The 19,177-nt window shown below is 34.0% G+C and carries 22 protein-coding genes and 1 rRNA gene; 1 reads left to right on the top strand and 22 read right to left on the bottom strand.

Features of this window, described 5'->3' with window-relative positions; translation table 11 throughout:
• Positions 1-2: 2 nt before the first annotated feature.
• From ychF to dtd, 4 genes are read right to left on the bottom strand one after another with little or no spacing between them, the layout of a single operon-like run.
• A complete protein-coding gene (ychF, locus tag K7I92_RS05890) occupies positions 3-1,106 on the bottom strand; it encodes a redox-regulated ATPase YchF (RefSeq protein WP_220282418.1) in 1,104 nt (367 codons plus the stop codon).
• Positions 1,107-1,109: 3 nt separating this feature from the next.
• Positions 1,110-1,304 carry a DUF951 domain-containing protein gene (locus tag K7I92_RS05885; protein WP_220282417.1) on the bottom strand — a complete coding sequence of 65 codons (195 nt, stop codon included), beginning with the start codon at positions 1,302-1,304 and terminating at the stop codon, positions 1,110-1,112.
• Entirely contained in the window at positions 1,297-2,139 is an 843-nt protein-coding gene (folD, locus tag K7I92_RS05880; protein ID WP_220282416.1) for a bifunctional methylenetetrahydrofolate dehydrogenase/methenyltetrahydrofolate cyclohydrolase FolD, read from the bottom strand. The genes K7I92_RS05885 and folD overlap by 8 nt, the downstream gene beginning before the upstream one ends.
• On the bottom strand, positions 2,127-2,585 hold the full coding sequence (gene dtd / locus K7I92_RS05875; RefSeq protein ID WP_220282415.1) for a D-aminoacyl-tRNA deacylase: 459 nt from the start codon (positions 2,583-2,585) through the stop codon (positions 2,127-2,129). Before dtd ends, folD begins: the two co-directional genes overlap by 13 nt.
• 143 nt (positions 2,586-2,728) lie before the next feature.
• Here dtd and K7I92_RS05870 point away from each other — a divergent pair, with 143 nt between their 5' ends.
• Positions 2,729-3,886 carry a CHAP domain-containing protein gene (locus K7I92_RS05870; protein ID WP_220282414.1) on the top strand — a complete coding sequence of 386 codons (1,158 nt, stop codon included), beginning with the start codon at positions 2,729-2,731 and terminating at the stop codon, positions 3,884-3,886.
• A 446-nt stretch (positions 3,887-4,332) separates the two neighbouring features.
• On the opposite strand, the gene K7I92_RS05865 is transcribed toward K7I92_RS05870, so the two are convergent.
• From K7I92_RS05865 to rrf, 18 genes are all read right to left on the bottom strand, one after another.
• The gene (locus K7I92_RS05865; protein WP_220282413.1) at positions 4,333-4,536 is read right to left on the bottom strand and encodes a DUF3784 domain-containing protein; all 204 of its coding nucleotides are present in this window, start codon (positions 4,534-4,536) and stop codon (positions 4,333-4,335) included.
• Positions 4,537-4,621: 85 nt separating this feature from the next.
• Positions 4,622-4,720: a hypothetical protein gene (locus K7I92_RS07515; protein WP_370627451.1), complete on the bottom strand. Its 99-nt coding sequence runs from the start codon at positions 4,718-4,720 to the stop codon at positions 4,622-4,624.
• A complete protein-coding gene (locus K7I92_RS05860) occupies positions 4,692-4,904 on the bottom strand; it encodes a type II toxin-antitoxin system YafQ family toxin (RefSeq protein ID WP_255594374.1) in 213 nt (70 codons plus the stop codon). Before K7I92_RS05860 ends, K7I92_RS07515 begins: the two co-directional genes overlap by 29 nt.
• Positions 4,901-5,173 carry a type II toxin-antitoxin system RelB/DinJ family antitoxin gene (locus K7I92_RS05855; protein WP_220282412.1) on the bottom strand — a complete coding sequence of 91 codons (273 nt, stop codon included), beginning with the start codon at positions 5,171-5,173 and terminating at the stop codon, positions 4,901-4,903. The genes K7I92_RS05860 and K7I92_RS05855 overlap by 4 nt, the downstream gene beginning before the upstream one ends.
• 304 nt (positions 5,174-5,477) lie before the next feature.
• Positions 5,478-6,215, bottom strand: a complete 738-nt coding sequence (locus K7I92_RS05850) for an SIS domain-containing protein (protein WP_220282411.1) — start codon at positions 6,213-6,215, stop codon at positions 5,478-5,480.
• Between the two features lie 3 nt (positions 6,216-6,218).
• Entirely contained in the window at positions 6,219-7,469 is a 1,251-nt protein-coding gene (locus tag K7I92_RS05845) for a PTS ascorbate transporter subunit IIC (RefSeq protein WP_203245276.1), read from the bottom strand.
• Positions 7,469-7,753 (bottom strand): PTS sugar transporter subunit IIB, encoded by a 285-nt coding sequence (locus K7I92_RS05840; RefSeq protein WP_203245275.1) that lies wholly within the window; start codon positions 7,751-7,753, stop codon positions 7,469-7,471. The genes K7I92_RS05845 and K7I92_RS05840 overlap by 1 nt, the downstream gene beginning before the upstream one ends.
• Positions 7,750-8,184 (bottom strand): PTS sugar transporter subunit IIA, encoded by a 435-nt coding sequence (locus K7I92_RS05835; RefSeq protein ID WP_220282410.1) that lies wholly within the window; start codon positions 8,182-8,184, stop codon positions 7,750-7,752. Before K7I92_RS05835 ends, K7I92_RS05840 begins: the two co-directional genes overlap by 4 nt.
• Complete coding sequence (locus tag K7I92_RS05830) at positions 8,181-9,125, bottom strand: PTS sugar transporter subunit IIA (protein ID WP_220282409.1); 945 nt, start codon at positions 9,123-9,125, stop codon at positions 8,181-8,183. Before K7I92_RS05830 ends, K7I92_RS05835 begins: the two co-directional genes overlap by 4 nt.
• 36 nt (positions 9,126-9,161) lie before the next feature.
• A complete protein-coding gene (locus K7I92_RS05825) occupies positions 9,162-9,797 on the bottom strand; it encodes a helix-turn-helix domain-containing protein (protein ID WP_220282408.1) in 636 nt (211 codons plus the stop codon).
• A 1,168-nt stretch (positions 9,798-10,965) separates the two neighbouring features.
• On the bottom strand, positions 10,966-11,292 hold the full coding sequence (locus tag K7I92_RS05820) for a phage holin family protein (protein WP_220282407.1): 327 nt from the start codon (positions 11,290-11,292) through the stop codon (positions 10,966-10,968).
• 11 nt (positions 11,293-11,303) lie between these two features.
• Positions 11,304-13,586, bottom strand: a complete 2,283-nt coding sequence (locus K7I92_RS05815; RefSeq protein WP_220282406.1) for a heavy metal translocating P-type ATPase — start codon at positions 13,584-13,586, stop codon at positions 11,304-11,306.
• Between the two features lie 197 nt (positions 13,587-13,783).
• Positions 13,784-15,676 (bottom strand): ABC transporter ATP-binding protein, encoded by a 1,893-nt coding sequence (locus tag K7I92_RS05810; protein WP_220282405.1) that lies wholly within the window; start codon positions 15,674-15,676, stop codon positions 13,784-13,786.
• A gap of 1 nt (position 15,677) precedes the next feature.
• Positions 15,678-17,435: an ABC transporter ATP-binding protein gene (locus K7I92_RS05805; RefSeq protein WP_203245268.1), complete on the bottom strand. Its 1,758-nt coding sequence runs from the start codon at positions 17,433-17,435 to the stop codon at positions 15,678-15,680.
• A gap of 150 nt (positions 17,436-17,585) precedes the next feature.
• Complete coding sequence (locus K7I92_RS05800) at positions 17,586-17,894, bottom strand: PTS lactose/cellobiose transporter subunit IIA (protein WP_203245267.1); 309 nt, start codon at positions 17,892-17,894, stop codon at positions 17,586-17,588.
• Positions 17,895-17,896: 2 nt separating this feature from the next.
• A complete protein-coding gene (locus K7I92_RS05795; RefSeq protein ID WP_203245266.1) occupies positions 17,897-18,202 on the bottom strand; it encodes a PTS sugar transporter subunit IIB in 306 nt (101 codons plus the stop codon).
• A gap of 83 nt (positions 18,203-18,285) precedes the next feature.
• Positions 18,286-19,044 carry a M15 family metallopeptidase gene (locus K7I92_RS05790; protein WP_220282404.1) on the bottom strand — a complete coding sequence of 253 codons (759 nt, stop codon included), beginning with the start codon at positions 19,042-19,044 and terminating at the stop codon, positions 18,286-18,288.
• A gap of 38 nt (positions 19,045-19,082) precedes the next feature.
• Positions 19,083-19,177 (bottom strand): 5S ribosomal RNA (rrf, locus tag K7I92_RS05785); the annotation flags it as partial.

Raw genomic sequence — 19,177 nt, 5'->3', positions numbered from 1 at the left:
GATCAAACATTAAAACGGAAGAAGACGACATCGCCATCTTTCATGACATATTCCTTACCTTCTAAACGCATCTTCCCATGTTCTTTAATAGACTGCTCTGTTCGGTATTCCCTTAAATCTTCGTACGAATAAACCTCAGCCCGAATAAATCCTCGTTCAAAATCAGTATGAATAACCCCTGCGCATTGCGGTGCCTTCATACCTTCATGGAACGTCCATGCTCGACACTCCGGTTCACCAACTGTAAAGAAAGTTCTTAAACCTAATAAATGATATGCCGCCTTAATAATTTGATCTAAACCGGATTGTTGAATACCTAAATCCTCTAAGAAAGCTTTCTTTTCTTCTTTCTCTAAAGAAGATAGTTCTTCTTCCATCTTGGCACAAATCGCAATACATTGGCTATTCTCCTTTTTGGCAAAGGCTTCTACAGCTTGATAATATGAATTCTTGGTTGGATGACTGATTTCTTCATCTGACATATTCGCTACATAGATAACCGGTTTAAAACTTAATAAACCATAGTTACGAATAAAATCTTTTTCTTCTTCGCTTAAATCCAATAAACGAATTGGTGTACCGGCTTCTAAGGCTGGCTTTAATTTTTCTAAGACCTTCACTTCTTTCATCGCTTCCGCATCTTTGGAAGAAGTGGCTTTCCTTACGATTTTACCATAACGATTTTCAACCGTATCTAAATCCGCCAAGCACAATTCCAAACTGATTTCTTCAATATCACGAATAGGATTAACGCTTCCTTCCACATGTTCGATATTGTTATCATCAAAACAACGCACAACATGAATAATCGCATCCGTTTGACGAATGTTGGCTAAAAATTGATTACCTAATCCTTCCCCTTTTGAAGCCCCTTTCACAAGTCCGGCAATATCGGTAAATTCAAAGGTGGTATAAATGGTTTTTTTAGGATTAAAAATCTTGACAAATTCCTCCATGCGATAATCCGGCACTTCCACCACACCAACATTTGGTTGGATGGTAGCGAAGGGATAATTCTCCGCTAAAACTTGGCTATTCGTAATCGCATTAAATAAAGTAGATTTACCAACATTTGGCAAACCAACAATTCCAGCTGTTAATGACATCGTTTATTCCTCTGCTCTTTCAACAATCTTTTTTAGTTTTTTTTCAAATTCAAATCTAGGCATCATAATGGTCTTTTGACAACCTTGACATTGGATTTTAATATCTGCTCCCACTCTTGTGATTGTCCAAAGCTTTGATTTATGACAAGGGTGTTCCTTCTTCATCTCCACAATATCGCCAATATGAATATTAATCATGGTGTCTCCTTTGGTGTGCATAATAGGTATTCCACAATAACATTGTAATTGTCATTGGTCCTACTCCTTTTGGTACTGGGGTAATGTAGGACACCTTATCTAAAACATCTTCCGTGTCCACATCTCCACAAAGTTTTCCATCTGCCATACGATTAACACCAACATCAATCACAATCGCTTCTTCTTTAACATCCTCTTTTTTAATAAACTTTGCTTTGCCTACCGCTACGATAAGAATATCTGCTTGTTTCGTAAAATAAGACACATCTTTGGTTTTTGAGTGGCATATCGTTACTGTCGAATTCGCATCCACCAATAAATGAGACACCGGAGCTCCAACCAAATGACTTCTACCCACCACAACGGCGTGTTTGCCTTCTAATTCAATTGGCAAGGATTTCAAGATAGCCATAATACCTAATGGCGTGCATGGCACAAACGTTTCTTCATTGCGATATAGTTTACCAACACTAGTTCCAGTTAAACCATCCACATCCTTTTCCGAAGCAATGCTTTGTACCACAACATCTTGGTTAATTTGTTTTGGAAGTGGTAATTGAACTAAAATACCGTCTACCGTTTCATCTTTATTAAGTTGTTTCACAAGGGATAGGATTTCTTCTTGACAACTATCTTGTGGATAAACGTAGGTCTTAGTTTTTATTCCCACTTGCGCGCAGGCTTTTTCTTTCCCCTTTACATAAGAAGCAGAAGCCGGATCGTCTCCCACTAAAACAACTGCTAAAGTAACAGGTTTAGAACTTTGGCGGATTTGTTCAGATAATTGTTGGCGAATTTGTACCGCAATTTCATTACCATAAATCATTTTCCCCATGACATCTCCTGACTATCCATGTATATCGTAATTGGTCCATCATTTTGTAAGCAAACTTGCATATCAGCACCAAACTCCCCTTCTTCCACAACAATCCCCAAATTTCTTAGAGTTTCATTGAAATACAGATATAATTCCTTGGAATGTTCAGGCTTTCCTGCTTCTGTAAATCCTGGGCGATTGCCTTTTCTTGTGTCCGCAAATAAAGTAAATTGACTAATCGAAAGAATAGAACCTTGTTTATCTAAGATAGACCGATTCATTTTCCCATTTTCATCATCGAAAATTCGTAAAAGGCTTACTTTTTTTGCCATGTGCTCCACAATAGCCTTTGTGTCAGCATCGTGAATACCCACTAAAATCATATATCCATGTTCGATTTGACCAACGATTTTTTGATCAATTTCAACACTGGCTTCTTTCACTCTTTGTATAATAATTCGCATGTGTTCATTATACCAAAGCTAACCTCAATATTATAGAGAATGCTAAAAATGAGCGAAGAATTTAATTCGTATAATCTTGTGAAGATTATGTGAAAAAACGTCAAAACTTGCTAAAGAAGGGTAACTTACTATAGAATGTACTTATGCTGAATAAAAAACTGAAAAGAATTGGCTCATTTATGGTCAGTTTAGCTACAGCTTGTGTATTCGCAGTAGCTAATAGTGCTCCCTCTATTGTAAGGGCGGCGGGCAATGATACAAGTACCACCATTGCTGATTTACCTTTAATTGAAGTTAGCATGGAAGACTCCAATCCAAAAGAAACCATTAAGAACCTTGTTATACAAAATTGTGCTCAATACGATAAGAATATTGACATTAATAATGTTGATTTCACGAAGAGCACTGCTGAAATTTCTGATTTTGATCGGACTGTTTCTGGTATTCAATCTGTGACTGCTAAAATCAATCTTGTTTATCGTAATAAGAACATTTCGAATGACTCCGTTGGTTATTCATTAGTTCAAAACGTTATGGTAAAAGTTGAACAGAGTGGCGCACCAATCTTACGCTTAAAGAGTAATAGAGTTGTTGTGAATAATGGTGATAAATGGAATCCTGCTAACTATGTTTCCTATGTAAATGATGAATCCGGTGTATTACCGGTTCTTAAGTACTCAGGAAAGGTAGATATGAATAAGGATGGTCGTTATAAGGTAACTTATATGGCGGTTGATGTTGATGGTAACTCCACTTCCACTACCTTGGAAGTGATTGTTCGTACGCCGACAGAAGTCAAAGATGCTATCGAAAGAGATAAGAAAAAACTGGAAGAAAAGAAGAAAGAAAAGGAAAAGAAAAAGAAAGAATTAGAGAAAAAAAGGAAGAAAGAGGAAGAAATGAAACAAGCTTCTCAAGATTCTTCTGATGACTCTGATGCTGAAAGTTCTAGTCCTAACGCAATAAGAGGTGGAGGAAATAATCCTTATGGTGGCGGTTGGTCCAATTGTACCTTCGGGGCATGGCAGGCTGCTCACGATCGTTCTTCGGTTAATTTACCAAACTGGGGGAATGCCGGAGCTTGGATTTCTAATGCTAGAAGGACTGGTTACGCTACAGGTTCTGCTCCAAGAGCCGGTTCTATTGTTGTTTATTCTCACCACGTTGCTTATGTGACAGAGGTTTCCGGTGATCGTGTCCATATCGTAGAAGGTAACTTCAATGGTCACTATAATGAGCGCTGGGTATCTCGTTATGGAACGGGTACACAATCTCTACGCGGTTATATCTATTTGAAGTGAAAAAAAGTGCTAAAAGAAGCGTTCAGTTAGAAATTTAGAAAAATCATATTTAACCGAAGTCTTTAAGTAGTGAAAAACCACCAGCATAACTGGTGGTTTTTCATAATATGGGCGTAGCCTTCTTATTACTTGCCACGCTTAGAAGCCTTTGGTCAATCCGTCACTTGCATCCTACCTCTATTTCCCATTAAACGGGGTTGTTAAATCTAACATCAGTTACTCTGACTCGCTATCCTCATCTAACTGTTGTGCTCTATACATAGAATAATAATCATTTCGATTTAAGAAAGATTATTTATCTTTTGTTGATGTAGTAACATATATCAATAATATAAACGACACCAGCATAGCAAGTACAATAAAACCAACAATGATGAGTGGTGATATCTTATTAATAAACCATAATATAGCTGTCAAAAGTAAACTAAATAGAATCACCCAAATTCCTAAGCTTGCTTTTTTTTTGATTCAGAAAGTGTATTATATCCTGCTATCAAAAATCTTCCCTTACCAATCAGTATCAAAATATCACCTATCAATAGCGGAATAGTTACAAGCAGAACTATTGATTTTTCGTAAGCCGTTAACTCTTCTTTTTTTATATTTAGATGAATTTTGCTATATCCATCAATTTCATTTACTATCGTCATTGATACCAAATCTTTTATGTTCGTATTTTCCAAATAAATCACTTCATTGTTATTATCCTTCTTTTTAATCCTTAATTTTCAACTTCTATTTCTTAAATAATTCAGAATGTGAACCCAATCTGTAAAGCATAAGTACAAGTACATCATTTTGATATTCATATACTAAAAGCCGGGCAGGTTCTATATGGCACTCTCTTGTCCCCCTTATAAGTTCCTGAAAGGTCATGATCTCTATACTTCATATCAAGTTTTTTACCTTCTGCTAATAAACCTACGACCTCAAACAGCTTTTCTAAATTTTTATTTTGTTTTTTTGCAAGTTTAAGGTCTTTCTTAAACTGTGTTGTAAACTTTATTTCGTATTTCATGCTTCCAATGCTTCCCTTAAATCATCTATATTAGAATAGCCCTTCACACTGCTATCTCTTGCAATATTTCTTCCTTCTTCTATTGCCTTAATAGTAGTATTATTTGGTATCTCTAGTTTCAAATTAAAAGGAATGCCATTTTCTCTAATGGTTGCTCTTAAAAATATATTGATAGCAGTTGTCATATTAAGCCCCAATTCAGAAAATATTACTTCTGCTTGGTCTTTAACTTCTTTATCTATTCTGATATTCAAATTTGTTGTTGCCATAATATCTACCTCCATTCTTAAATATATTATGCTATTGTTTCGTGCATTATCAATACATGGTCATTATAAACTACATATATCTGCAGCTTTATTGCATCTATCTGCTCTTATAATTCCAGGAGATAGACACATTTCTATTATCCTTGAATAAATCCCGGCAAGCACTATATGGAGTGAACCCAATTTCTTGGGCGTTAAAATAATATACAAAAAAGAATGATTTTTAACCATCATTCTCTTCTATTTTCGGGTAAACCCTACGTTTGTGTACATTACCGATTAAACCACTTTTATTTGTTTAAACTTATAATTTATAATGAATTGTGCTTTTATATTTTTTAAATAATTCCTCATTCAATTTATCTCCCCCATCTAAATTCGCTGAATAGAAAATTGGTAATGGTGATACATTTTTTTCTGATAAATTATTACAAACTTGTACAACTATTTCATTTAAAATACTTGCTCCTACAACAGTAGACGTTGGAGCTATTTTTTGTTTATAACCATCTATACTACAACTAGCATCTCCTATATCTCCATGATTATCAATCACAACATCTAAAATTTCTAACATTCTTAACTTTGATGAATGTCTACTAAGAGTAGATAAAGAATATTTTTTATTAGTAATACAAGCTATAATAACTCCTTTTGATTTTGCATATAAAGCTAAATCAATTGCTACAGGATTTCTTCCTGATACTGAATGTACTATTAGTAAATCTCCTTTCTTAAATTCTACATTTTCTCCTATTATAGTTCCATAACCTTCAAGTCTTTCCATTTTACTTGTTGAAGTAATAGGAGAAATATCAAGCATAACTTCTTTTGCAAATATAGGATTGATAGTAATAAGTCCTCCTGCACGATAAAATAATTCTTGTGTTAAAATACCTGCATGACTTGCCCCAAAAATAAATATAGATTTATTATTCATAATATTTTCAGACATTATAGAGGCAACTTTTATCATGTTATCTTTTTCTTGGTGTTTAACAATCTCTAATAACTCGTAAATTTTATCAAAATAGGAAAACATTAATTAAAATCCTCTAAATAATTGAGAAACTAACTTACCTAAAATTCCCATTAAAGAAAGATCATTTCCACCAAAAACTAACATCCAGTTTTGTATTGTTGTACTATAAATAACGGCTGATATACCTACAAGTAAAACCATTGCTAAAGAGGCAACTGCTGTTCCAATTATAGCTCCTCTTAAACCACCTTGCCCCTCACCAATTACTGCAGCTCCTCCACATTCAAAAAAGCTTGTAATAACTAATGGAACTAGCATAACTCCAAATACATGAGATGTATTTACAAAAATAATTAAAATGGTTGAAGTAATCATCGCAACTAAAAATCCAATTAACACTGCATTTGGTTTATAGTTAAATAAAATGGGTATATCAAATGCTGGTTTTGCATTTGGAACAAGTTTTTCTGCAATACCTTGGAATGCTGGAATAATTTGATTTATAAGTAATCTTACTCCATACAACATAACAAGTAATCCTGCCCCAAATTTAATACCTGCATTTAAAGCAAACATTATAATATTAGAACCCTTAGGAACAAAGCCTGGTGAAATTATGGCAGTGATTATATACATTAAGAATAAAACCAGCCCACTTGTAATCGAAATTTCTCTAAAGAATGATAAATTTTTAGGTATATTAATCGATTCGGTTGATTTACTCTTATCACCAAACATTTTAGCTGCAACACCTGATATAAGAGATAAAATCCCTGTTGGATGTCCAATTAAGAACGAATCATCTCCAACAACATCCCACACAAATTTTCTCATAATCCAAGGCATAAATGACCAATAACATGCTGATAAAAAGGCACTAAGTATAATTGTTGCAGTATTGCTTAATCCTGATTCCACACTTATCGCAACAAATATAAATGGAAACCACCAAAGCATGTGTCCTGTTAGAAATATAGTTTTAATAGGTGTAAATCTTGCGATTAACAAGTGAATTAATAAGCCTAAAAACATTGATATGCCAACTATTCCACCATAATTTGCTGTAAATGTTACATCTGTTAATCCATCAGCAACAACAACTCCTAATCGTGATTGAACGGCTTGGTTTATAGGTACAATTTGTCCAACTAAGATATTGACACCTTCTGTTAGTATTACCATCCCAAAGGCAACCGTTAATGTACCTTTAATACTATCTGATATCGATTTCTTTTGTAAAACTAATCCGATTAGCGCTATAAGTGCTAATAAGATAGGTGGATTTCTTAATATATTATCTGTTAAAAAACTCATTATTCATTTCCCCTTTCACTTAAATACTGTTTTAAAGCATCTTTTACTTCCTCTTTATCCATATATTTTTTTATAGGATAAACCGGCTTTGTTGTATTTCTTGACAATTCTTCTTTTAGTTCACTACTTGTTAAGTAAACATCAGCGTCCATCGATTTTGCCGAAGATAAATCTGTATTTTCCACTTCTGCATCTATATTTAATTCACGAATAGCTTTATCAATTGTCATTTTAAGAACCATTGAGCTACCTACCCCAAAGCCACATACTGCCAAAATCTTCATTTTCTCACCTCCTTCATCATTTCTTTTATTTCTTCAATATTTCCATTTAATATACATTCAAAATATTTTTGATTACCAAAAATACTTACAATTTTTTGTAATGATTCTAAATGGGAATGATTATCTTTTGTTGCTAGTACAAGCATAATTTTTACTGGTTTTCCAAGTAAATCAACAGCTTCCTTTAATACGAGTAAACTCATTGCTTGCTCATTTACATATTGACTAGGCTTTGCATGCATTAATGCAAAATAGTCTGTTAAAACCATATAAGGACCATTTTGTATTACAGAATTTTTCATTTCTTCAATATATTGTTTTACAATTTTTTTATCGTCTAATATTGGCTTACTAGCAAGTTCTAAAGCCTCTTGCCAAGATTCTGTTTTATCTTTTACTAATACGTATTTGGGTGAAATAAGATAATTCATAGTTCTTTCCGCCTCTTTTTCATTTTTTCTAAAAATAGTGCTTTATTATTAACTTCTTCTACTAATTCATTCATAAATTCTTCTAACAGATAGGATTCTCCTTTTTTTACTAAAAGTAATATGATCGTATCAACAATATTTGTACCATCCCATAAAATAGGTTTTTCTAATACAGCAATTAATACCATTGTTTGATTTATAAATTTAGGGTCTCCATGTGGAAGGGCAATTCCATTACCCAAATATGTACTTTGCATGTGCTCTCTATTAAATATAGAATCGATAAACAATGGTTTTGAACAATCATCTAAATTATTAACTTTCTGAATTAGTGCTTTTATAATGTCTTCTTTATTTTGTAAATCTAAATGATATATATAATGCGGTAAATTTTGTTTCGTTGTTTTTGGACTTATATAATCTTTTTCTTGATATATAAATCTTAGATATAAATCAAATATTTTTTTCATATCTTCTGTTTGAACAAGCGGAGAAATAACTACTGAAGGTAACTTTTTTTGGTCTAGTTCTCTTGTACTTACTATATAAGCAATTTTTTCTGTAAGTAATTCTTTGTAATTTAATTCTGAGGCTACTTCAACGAATACATCGCTAGGTAAACTGGATTTTACTTTAGCTGATATAAATGAGCCAAATCCATAGCCGCTTGGACAGACAACTAATATTCTTTTTTTGTTTTTGTTTCTTTCTATAGCTGCTTGAATATGTATTACAACATACATAATTTCAGCATCCGTTAATTTTGTTTTATAATAATCGCAAAAATTTGTCAGCCATAAACTAGTAAGTTGGTATAAAACAGGATATTTATTTTTGATATCATTTATAAGTGTTGAGTGCATACTTATATTTATACTTCTTCTAAGTACCATATACATTAAATGAACAGATAAATCTCTAAGTAATTTATTGTCTATCATATCTTTATTTGATAAACCAATTGATATTTGTTGTATTTAATCTTTAACTTGATTAATCAAACTATCCGGAACATCTATATTGGTGAAAAAGTCACTCATTCTATTTCCAAGAAGGAAAAGTGCGATATAGTATACATCTTCTTTACTTAAGCTATAATCTAATTTACTTCCTATATAATTAATTAATTCATAGATTAATGGAATATTTTGAAAGTTAAACATTTCTACAACATCTATACTATTATTTAATTCTTCTATATATCTTCCTTTATTTTTTCTTGAAAATAAAACTGCAAATGATATAGATATTTTATGTACCGTATCTAAGTATATAGGTAATTCTTTTTCTTCTAAAAAATAGATTAAATTATTATGTATGGCATTTAATTGGTCTTTTTTAATAAATTTTTCTTCAAAATAACCGGGTTTTTCTTCAATTAGGTTTTTTATGAAATTTTGTATCTTTGTCTCAGAAGCTTCTATATATGTGCCTCTTTGATTAAAGACTAAATATAAGTCATAAGGTTTTATTAGCTCTCGAATATATTCAAAATCTTTCGCTATACTGCTTTTAGAAACAAAATATTCTTGAGACAATGTTTGATAGGATACTTTTTCTAAGTTTAGTAATTTAATTAATATTTCTTCTTTTCTGTGTTTACTATCTATCATACTATTGCCTCCTTTGTGCTCATTGTATCCTTTAAAACTATGTGACAGGTAGCACATAATTTTAAGTAATATAAAAAATAGAAGGTGTACACCTTCTAGCTATATGGGCTATATTATATAATTTATTAAAATCAATTTTCTGTTTTTTGATACAGTATCAAATTGATGTTTGAATATATATTTTTCCATCATCTTGTAGGTTTGTTTCACTCCAGCAAGGGCTGTAGGGCTACTTCTGTGGTTGTTTCTGTTTCTATAGTGCTTTATTTTTCCTCTCACTATCCGGGACCATTTTTAGAAAACTTATGTTAATTTCCTATCTTTTTCTACTATGAAATTTTTATGTCTTGTGATGTGGTTACAAACTTCACTTTATAGGTTGGTTGTCCTGCACCTTCTAATTCTTGAGCCAAGGTCTTTACACTTTCTATAGCATTGCTGATAATAAGAATAAATAGGATTTTTAGGATTATTTAATAAAGTCTCAGCATCTTCAACAGTATCTTCTAAAGAAACCACTTTAACCCCCTAGACTTTAAAGGTTGTTTTACCTAATTTATAGCTATCATAGATTGGTTAATGGTTTCTTTTATCTACCAACATCATAAGTACCGGTTCTGTTCCTTCCTTATGAGCTGTATTTTCAGCATAGTATACTGAATTTGATTTTAAATTATAGTAACCATCTCCAATCAATACTACTGTCAATACGATTATTGTCATAATCCCCAGTAAAATTTTCTTCTTGATCTTCGACCTTTCTTTTTCTCTACTATAATATAAGCATTTTCCTTATAAGATTTAATCCAGTTAAAAAGCATTCCATACGATAGAAGACCATATTCTAAAGCTGTCGACACAGCCGATTGTTTATCCATTAAAACTTTATTAATAATTTCAAGTTTTAATTCAGGGCTATAATAATTATTCTTATCTTTTCTTAAAATGTTTTCTCCATAAGTATCGATTAGTTTGATAAGGTAGTTTATGTGGCGTCCTAAGATTTTGTATTGTTTTGATAGAGATTTAACCGTTTCTCCGCCTTTTCATTTGTGCTAGATTTCTATTTTCTGTTCTCTTGTAAGTTTTGTCATAACAAAAAGTGAACCTCCTTTATTGGTTGTCCGACTTTTGGGGTTCACTTCAAAAAGGCTATATATATATTTTATTATTTAACAGCCATGATAACGTCTACAATTGTCAATAAAATTCCAATTATAATCGCTGTTAAAAAGTCATTAATCTGAACCTCTGATAGACGAAACGCTACATATACCACAATTCCATTAATCACAAGTGCAAATAAGCCAATTGTCAAGATTGTAATGGGTAGTGCCAAAAAATGCAGAATTGGTTTTAAAACACTATTTAACACCATTAGCACAAATGCAGTGACGACTAACTTTCCAAAGCTTCTAAATTTCACCAAATGAAACAAATATTCCATTAGCCAAAGGGAGAACACCTTAGCCGCTAGATGAACAAAAAATGACATAAACACTCTCCTTACTGAACATCATGAACTTTTAGTAAACGTAAAGAATTAAGAACACATAAAATAGCCACCCCTGTATCAGCGAAAATAGCCATCCACATATTCGCAAAACCTAAAGCACCAAGTACTAAAACAAGTACCTTAATACCAATCGCAAACCAAATATTTTCCAATGCAATTCGGATTACCTTTTTCGATTGTACCAAAAGGCTTTCCACCTTAAGTATACCATCATCCATCAAAATAACATCAGCCACCTCTATCGCCGCATCAGAACCAACACCACCCATCGCAATCGATACATCAGCTCGACTTAAAACAGGTGCATCATTCGTACCATCTCCTACAAAACAAGTAAAGCCTTTTTTCATTTCCTGCACCAAAGCTTCTACCTTATCCACTGGTAGCTGATTCGCTAGATAAGTCTTTATATTTAACTCTTTCGCTACCTTTGCGACTATCTTTTCTTCATCACCGGAAATAATTTTTGTATCAATCTTCTTTTCATCTAAATATTGAATAAAACTCGTAGCATGCTTCTTTAATTGATCGTTTAAGATAAGACAACCTAAATACTCATTCCCTTTAGAAACAAAGACCTTTGTGCCAATTTCATCAATAGTCGGAGTCAAAATACCAACTTCTCTCAACTGCTTTTGATTACCCACACGAACTATTTCCCCATTAACGAATCCCTCTAGTCCTCTACCGGCCACCTCTTTGACATTTCTTACATCCCATGCACCAACATCAAGCTCATTCTTCGCTAAAATTGCTTTTGATAATGGATGATTGGACTGTACTTCCAAGGCTGCCGCATATTTTAATACTTCTTCCGGACATTCAGAAATAATTTTTTCAACCTTAAATTTCCCTTTAGTTAAGGTACCTGTTTTATCAAAAACCATTCTTTGAATACGATTGATTTTTTCAAAGATATTCGCTCCTTTAACTAAAATTCCTTCCTTTGATAAACCCCCAATTCCCGAGAAAAAAGATAAGGGAATGGAAATAACCAAAGCACATGGACAAGAAATAACTAAGAAAGTACCAGCCCTACGAATACCCTCTTGATAATCTCTTAATTGTAGACTTACCACAACTGCTACTAATACCGCTAAGAAGACTACCACTGGTGTATATACTTCCGCAAATTTTGTAATAAACCGTTCTTCTTTGGACTTAACTTGGTCATTATTTTCTACCAAATCTAAAATCTTAGCTACTGTAGAATCCGCATAGCGATTGGTGCAAATTACCATTAACGTACCATTCTGATTGATTGCTCCACTCATTACTTCATCGCCGGCCTCAACATCCTTCCAGGCACTTTCCCCTGTTAAAGAAGCCATGTTTAAACTACTTCTACCTTCTACAATCTTCGCATCCACCGGAATTCTTTCCCCAGGTAATACACGAACTAAATCACCAATTTGAACCTCTTCCGGTGCAACCATCTTAAATTCACCAGCTCTTTTAACCATGGCCGCTTCAGGACGAATTTCCATCAATTCACCAATGGATTTACGCGAATGTTCCACCGCTTTATCTTGGAAATATTCCCCCACCTGATAGAACAAAATAACCGCTATTGCTTCACGCCATTCTTGTAGAAATAAAGCAGACACTGTTGCAACAACCATTAAAAAATTCTCATCAAAGACTTTTCCTTTAATGATATTGCGAAATGCTTTGTATAAAATGTCATAGGCTAAGACCATATAGCCCAATAAAGAGACACCAATTTCCACATATCCATTCGTTACCATCGAACCAATAAACAACAAAAATCCAACAATCAAACGCACAAGCATCCAATCCAATGATTTTTTCACTTGCTCATTTCCCCTTCCAAAAGTCACATGCACCTCTGGTTCGTGGTTAAGAATAATTGTTTTAATTTCTTGCTTCGCTTGTTCTAAATAACGTTTATCCAATTGAACATTGATTTTCTCTTGCATGAAATAGGCTTCTGCATGACTAACATAAGGTAACTTTACAATTTCTTTCGCTAAATAATCCGCACAATCTACATCATCAATTCCTTCAATACCAACTGAAATAACTTCCTCATTCAGTGGATAAACACTAGCTTCTTCCTCTTCTTTCAACACGACCTCCAGAATCTTTGGAAATACAAGCTTCTCTTCTTCACTATATTCCACTTTTAAAGTCCCTTTTACAAAATTGACTTGAGCTTTATTAACATTGTCTAGCTGCGAAATCTTCTTTTCTAAATTTGCTGCACATTCTGCACAATCTAAACCATCAATTTTATAAGCCTTGATTTCCATCTCGCCACCTCATTTGAACAATTATTCAAATGTATTATAGGTCTTCCTACCTATAATGTCAATGTACTAAAAATGGTATTGTCGTAAAGTATCCTCTGGTAGTAGTCCCCAATTTCTCTTTTCGGATTCATCTAAAAAGTTTTGTATTGTAAACTTAAAGTTCTAATCTTATTAAAAAAGAACTCCCTAAAGAGTTCTTATTCAAGTTCAAAGGCACCTGTATATAACTGATAATACTGACCTTTTTGATTCAATAATTCTTGATGTGTACCACGTTCAATAATATGACCATGATCTAAAACAATAATGACATTGGAGTTCTTAACGGTCGATAAACGGTGGGCAATCACAAACACTGTTCGTCCTTCCATTAAGTTATCCATACCGGTTTGAACGATTTGTTCTGTACGTGTATCAATGGATGAAGTTGCTTCATCCAAAATCATAACTGGTGGATTATTGACTGCCGCTCGAGCAATCGCCAATAACTGTGTTTGTCCTTGCGATAAATTAGAAGCTCCACCATGTAAGACAGTTTGATAGCCTTGTGGTAAATGTTTAATGAATTCATGAGCACCAGCCAACTTAGCAGCTTGAATACATTCCGCATCCGTCGCATCTAAATTTCCATAGCGGATATTTTCCATAACTGTTGCTGTAAATAAGACCGTATCCTGAAGAACAATGCCTAAAGACTTACGCAAAGAAGACTTCTTAATCTTCTTAATATCTAAGCCGTCATAAAGAATTTGTCCTTTTTCAATATCATAAAAACGGTTAATTAAGTTAGTAATGGTTGTTTTACCAGCTCCCGTTGCTCCAACAAAGGCCACTTTTTGCCCCGGCTTTGCGTATAAGCTTAAATCATAAAGAATTTGTTTATCAGGGGAATAGGAGAAATCCACATTCTTAAACTTGACATCTCCCTTTAAAGCAAGCAATTCCGTCACGCCATTATGCTCTACCTTCCAAGCCCATTGTTTCGTCTTTTCTGAGCTTTCAACAAGTACTCCATTTTCCTCACGAGTGTTCACCAGTTCATAGCTACCTTCATCTTCCTCTACTTCTTCATCTAATAGAGAAAAGACTCGTTGTGCTCCTGCCAAACCCATAACCATTGCGTTAATTTGGGGAGAAATTTGTTGGATAGCACCAGCGAATTGACGAGACATTTGTAAGAAAGGAACCGCAACCGCAATTGAAAAGCCAAGTCCTGAGATGGAAAAATTAGGGAATTTTGTTTCAATAAAGATACCACTCATAACCGCTACTAGCGCATATACAATATAGTTAATATTATTCAAAATAGGCATTAATGTATTTGCATAACGGTTTGCGATATGGCTAGCTTCAAACAATTCATTATTCGCTTTGTCAAAAGCTTCTTGTGCCTCTTGTTCATGATTGAATACTTTAATGACTTTTAGACCATTAATCATTTCTTCAATGACACCTTCTGTTTGTCCTGTCATTTTTTGTTGAGCAACGAAATACTTCGCTGACAAGCCACCCACCTTACTCGTTACACTAACACTCACGAAGGCACCTAAAAGAATGACTAGCGCTAATGGAATGGAATAATACAGCATAATCGCTAAAATCGTTACTAATGAAATAGCAGATACCAATAACTGCGGTAAGCTTTGTGAAATCATCTGTCGCATTGCTTCAATATCATTCGTATAATACGACATAATATCCCCACGCTGATTTTGATCGAAGAAGCGAATTGGTAAATGTTCCATATGATTAAATATCTTCTTTCTCATCTTATCCAAACTTCCTTGAGTAAAGATAGCCATGAGTTGTTGATTGGTAAAGTTGATTATTAAAGCTAAAGCGTACACAAATAGTAAACCATACACCACTTGCATTACAAGTGGCTTCGTAGCTTCCCAAGTCCGGCCATTATCCCAAGCCTGTTGTAAAACAGAAACAATATTTTGTTGGAAAATAGCCGGCAATGAAGCCAATACCGCATTCGCAATAGTTAGTATTAAAATAATCGGTAATAATTTTGGATAGAATTCAAACAACATCTTAATGACACGTTTCACCATTAAAATTTGATTTGCTGTCTTATTTCTCATATTAAGCCACCTCCTCACTAATGGTTTCTGTCCCTTGTTTATTCTGTGATAGATAAACTTCACGATAAATTTCGTTTGTCTTAAGCAATTCTTCACTTGTTCCAATCGCATTGATACGACCATCTTCAAGGACAATCACACGGTCTGCATCTTCTACGGATGATGTTCTTTGAGCAATGATAATCTTCGTTGTTTCAGGAATATAAGTTCGCATCGCCTTACGAATTAAAGCGTCTGTCTTTGTATCTACAGCAGAAGTACTATCATCTAAAATCAATATCTTTGGTTTCTTTAATAAAGCTCTGGCAATACATAAACGCTGCTTCTGACCACCAGAAACATTCGTACCGCCTTGTTCAATCCATGTATCATAAGCCTTAGGCATTTGATCAATGAATTCATCTGCACAAGCTAAGTGACAAACCTCTTTTACTTCTTCTAAACTGGCGTCTTTATTTCCCCAACGAATGTTATCCGCAATCGTGCCTGAGAATAAGACATTCTTTTGTAGGACCATCGCTACTTCTTCACGTAGACTAAAAAGATTGTAATTCCGAACATCCACACCACCGACTTTAACCGAACCTTCGTTCACATCATACAAACGAGCAATTAGCTGTACTAACGAAGATTTTGAAGAACCGGTTCCACCTATAATACCGATGACTTCCCCCGGTTTAATATGTACATTGATGTCTTCTAAAACTTTTTCATTGGCATCTTTTGAATAGGAGAAGGAAACATGCTCAAAATCAATTGAGCCATCCTGAACTTGTTCAATCGCATTTTCAGGCGAAACTAAATCGCTCTTTTCTAACAAAACCTCAGAAACACGTTCCATTGATTCTTCTGAGAATGTTAGCATCACAAATACCATCGATAGCATCATTAATGAAACTAAGATTTGGAAACTATATGTCAACAAGGTCGCAAACTGACCAATATCCAAGGCTTGACCACCGGTTGTGATAATTCTTTCCGATCCAACAATCATGACAAAAATCACAACAATATAAATAGAAATGGACATTAATGGGTTGTTCAAAGCTAAAATTCGTTCCGCTTTTGTAAATAAAGTACGAATGTTTTCCGAAGAAACATTGAACTTCTTAATTTCCTCATCTTCACGAACAAATGACTTAACAACACGAATTCCGAGAATGTTTTCTTCAACCGAGTGGTTTAAATCATCATACTTAGGGAAAGCTTTTTTAAATATCGGCATAACAATTTTAATAATTAGAATTAAGCCGAAAAATAGAATCGGTGCCACAAACAAGAAAATAAGAGCCATCGATCCACCCATCACATAAGCCAGTGTAAATGAGAAAATAATATTCAATGGAGCACGAACCGCCATACGAATAATCATCATAACCGCCATTTGAACGGTTTGAATATCGGTGGTCAATCGAGTCACTAGGGAAGCACTTGAGAATTTATCAATATTGTTAAACGAGAAATTTTGAATGTTCTCAAACACATCATGACGTAAATTCTTGGAAAAGCCTGTCGATGCCTTGGCTGAATAGATACCTGCTAAATAGCCAAACAAAAGTGCTATCAAGGATAAGGCTATCAACTTCCACGCATAGCTAAAAATAATTGGTAATCCTGATCCTGCTTTAATATCATTAACCAATAATGATATTACATAAGGAATTAAAGCTTCTAACAGTGTTTCGCCAGCAACGAATAATGGTGTTAAAATGGTCGGAAATTTATATTCACGTAAGCTTTTTACTAAAGTTTTAATCATTTGTTCCTCCTTCCATAAACAACAAAGGACTATTAATAAGCCCTTGTGAGTTATCTAAAAAATTAACCGGAAATCCGTTATATTTTATCATTTTTAATTCAAAAACACTAGTTTTTAAAAAGAAGAAAAAAAGGCGGAAGCCTTTCTTATCTATTTCAATTTTTTGTATAAGTTCACAAACTTTTCAGCTAAAATCCCAAAAGCTTCTGCACTCATCAGCTGATCCTCAGCATGGGTAAGAAGTAAATCCATCGTTACGGTTTCTCCTTGTGCCATGGCTGTTAATAATTTTGCGTGCGCTTCATGACCTTGATTAAACGCATCTTGTCCTTCCGCAATCAGCTTCTCAGCTCCATCAAAATCCTTTTCCGAAGCCGCATCAATTGCCGCAATGTAACTAGAGCGAGCTGTACCAACAGACGCAATAATATTAAAAGCAACTAATTCTGTGCTTTCCATTACTACTCACCCATTAGCTTCTCAGCGACACTGATAACACCTTTACCATCCATCATGCCATACATCTGCATCGGAATATCCGCAATCTTGTAATTTGGGTATTCAGCTTGTAATTTAGCCAAAGCATAACGAACTTGAGGTCCTAACAAGCAAACATCCGCTTCAGCCGCATGCTGTTCGAATTCGTTTAATGAAAATGCAGCGATATCATAATCCTTACCGGCTGTTTGGGCAGCTTCCTTCATCTTATTCACTAATAAGCTTGTGGACATGCCAGCTGCACAAAATAATCGAATCGTCTTTACCATACTGTTCTCCTTTTATAATTTTAAACCTTTAATAATTTACTACTTTTTAAATGCCTTTGCAATTGTAAAACTTGCAGTAAACATTACTTTTTCTGAACAAATTCATCAAAAGTTAAACCACTTTTATAAATCTCAAGAGCCAATTCTTTACCAACATAACGAAAAGACCATGGGTGAAATTTATAGCCCGTTACATCTTCTTTTCCATCCGGATACCGAAGGATATAGCCATACTTATACGAATTTTTTTCCAACCATTTGAACAAGTTCGTATTCGCAAAACTTTCTTTTAATAGGTACTTTCTGCTTTCATCTCCTAAATCAATGGCTAATCCTAATTGGTGTTCGGATTTTCCCGGTAAATTATCAATTCTATCCAAATCAGATTTACTAGATTTTTTTAGGTAGCTTTTGTATAGCTTTTGCTGGTACTCATAAGAACGATAAGCGCTAATTAGTTGTAAAGAATAACCATCTTGTTTAGCCGCCTTAAATAATGTTTGTACGGCATCACTCGCTTCTCTTCTCAACTGTTCCTCTCTTAAGGATTGTACATTTACTTTCACTAAATCACTTGGTTTATAATCCCTTGGAATAGGATTTTTTTTACTTAAGTAGAAACTAACAGACCCTAACTTATTAAAAGAATAGGTCTTTTTTTGTATAGAAGAATTGCTTTCAGACGTTGGAATATTTGATTGATCCTTTGCTTGTCCATGATGTATAACCTCCGGAACTTTAGATGAACTTGATTTCATGTTTAATAATAAAAATGAACAAGCACTAATACCAACTAAAGAACTTAAAAGGATAGCCATGTATTTCTTTTGCAGTAAATTCATATGTTTATTATAAAGTAAAAAAAGGATAAAAAAAATAGACCCGGCAACGAGCTCGATTCACCCAAAGGGCTATTTTTGCCGCTGAAGTGCTTAACTTCTGTGTTCGGGATGGGAACAGGTGTGGCCACTTCGC

The organism is Bulleidia sp. zg-1013, assembly GCF_019798045.1.
Classification (GTDB): domain Bacteria; phylum Bacillota_I; class Bacilli_A; order Erysipelotrichales; family Erysipelotrichaceae; genus Bulleidia.
This window is presented reverse-complemented; position numbering and strand designations above follow the sequence as displayed.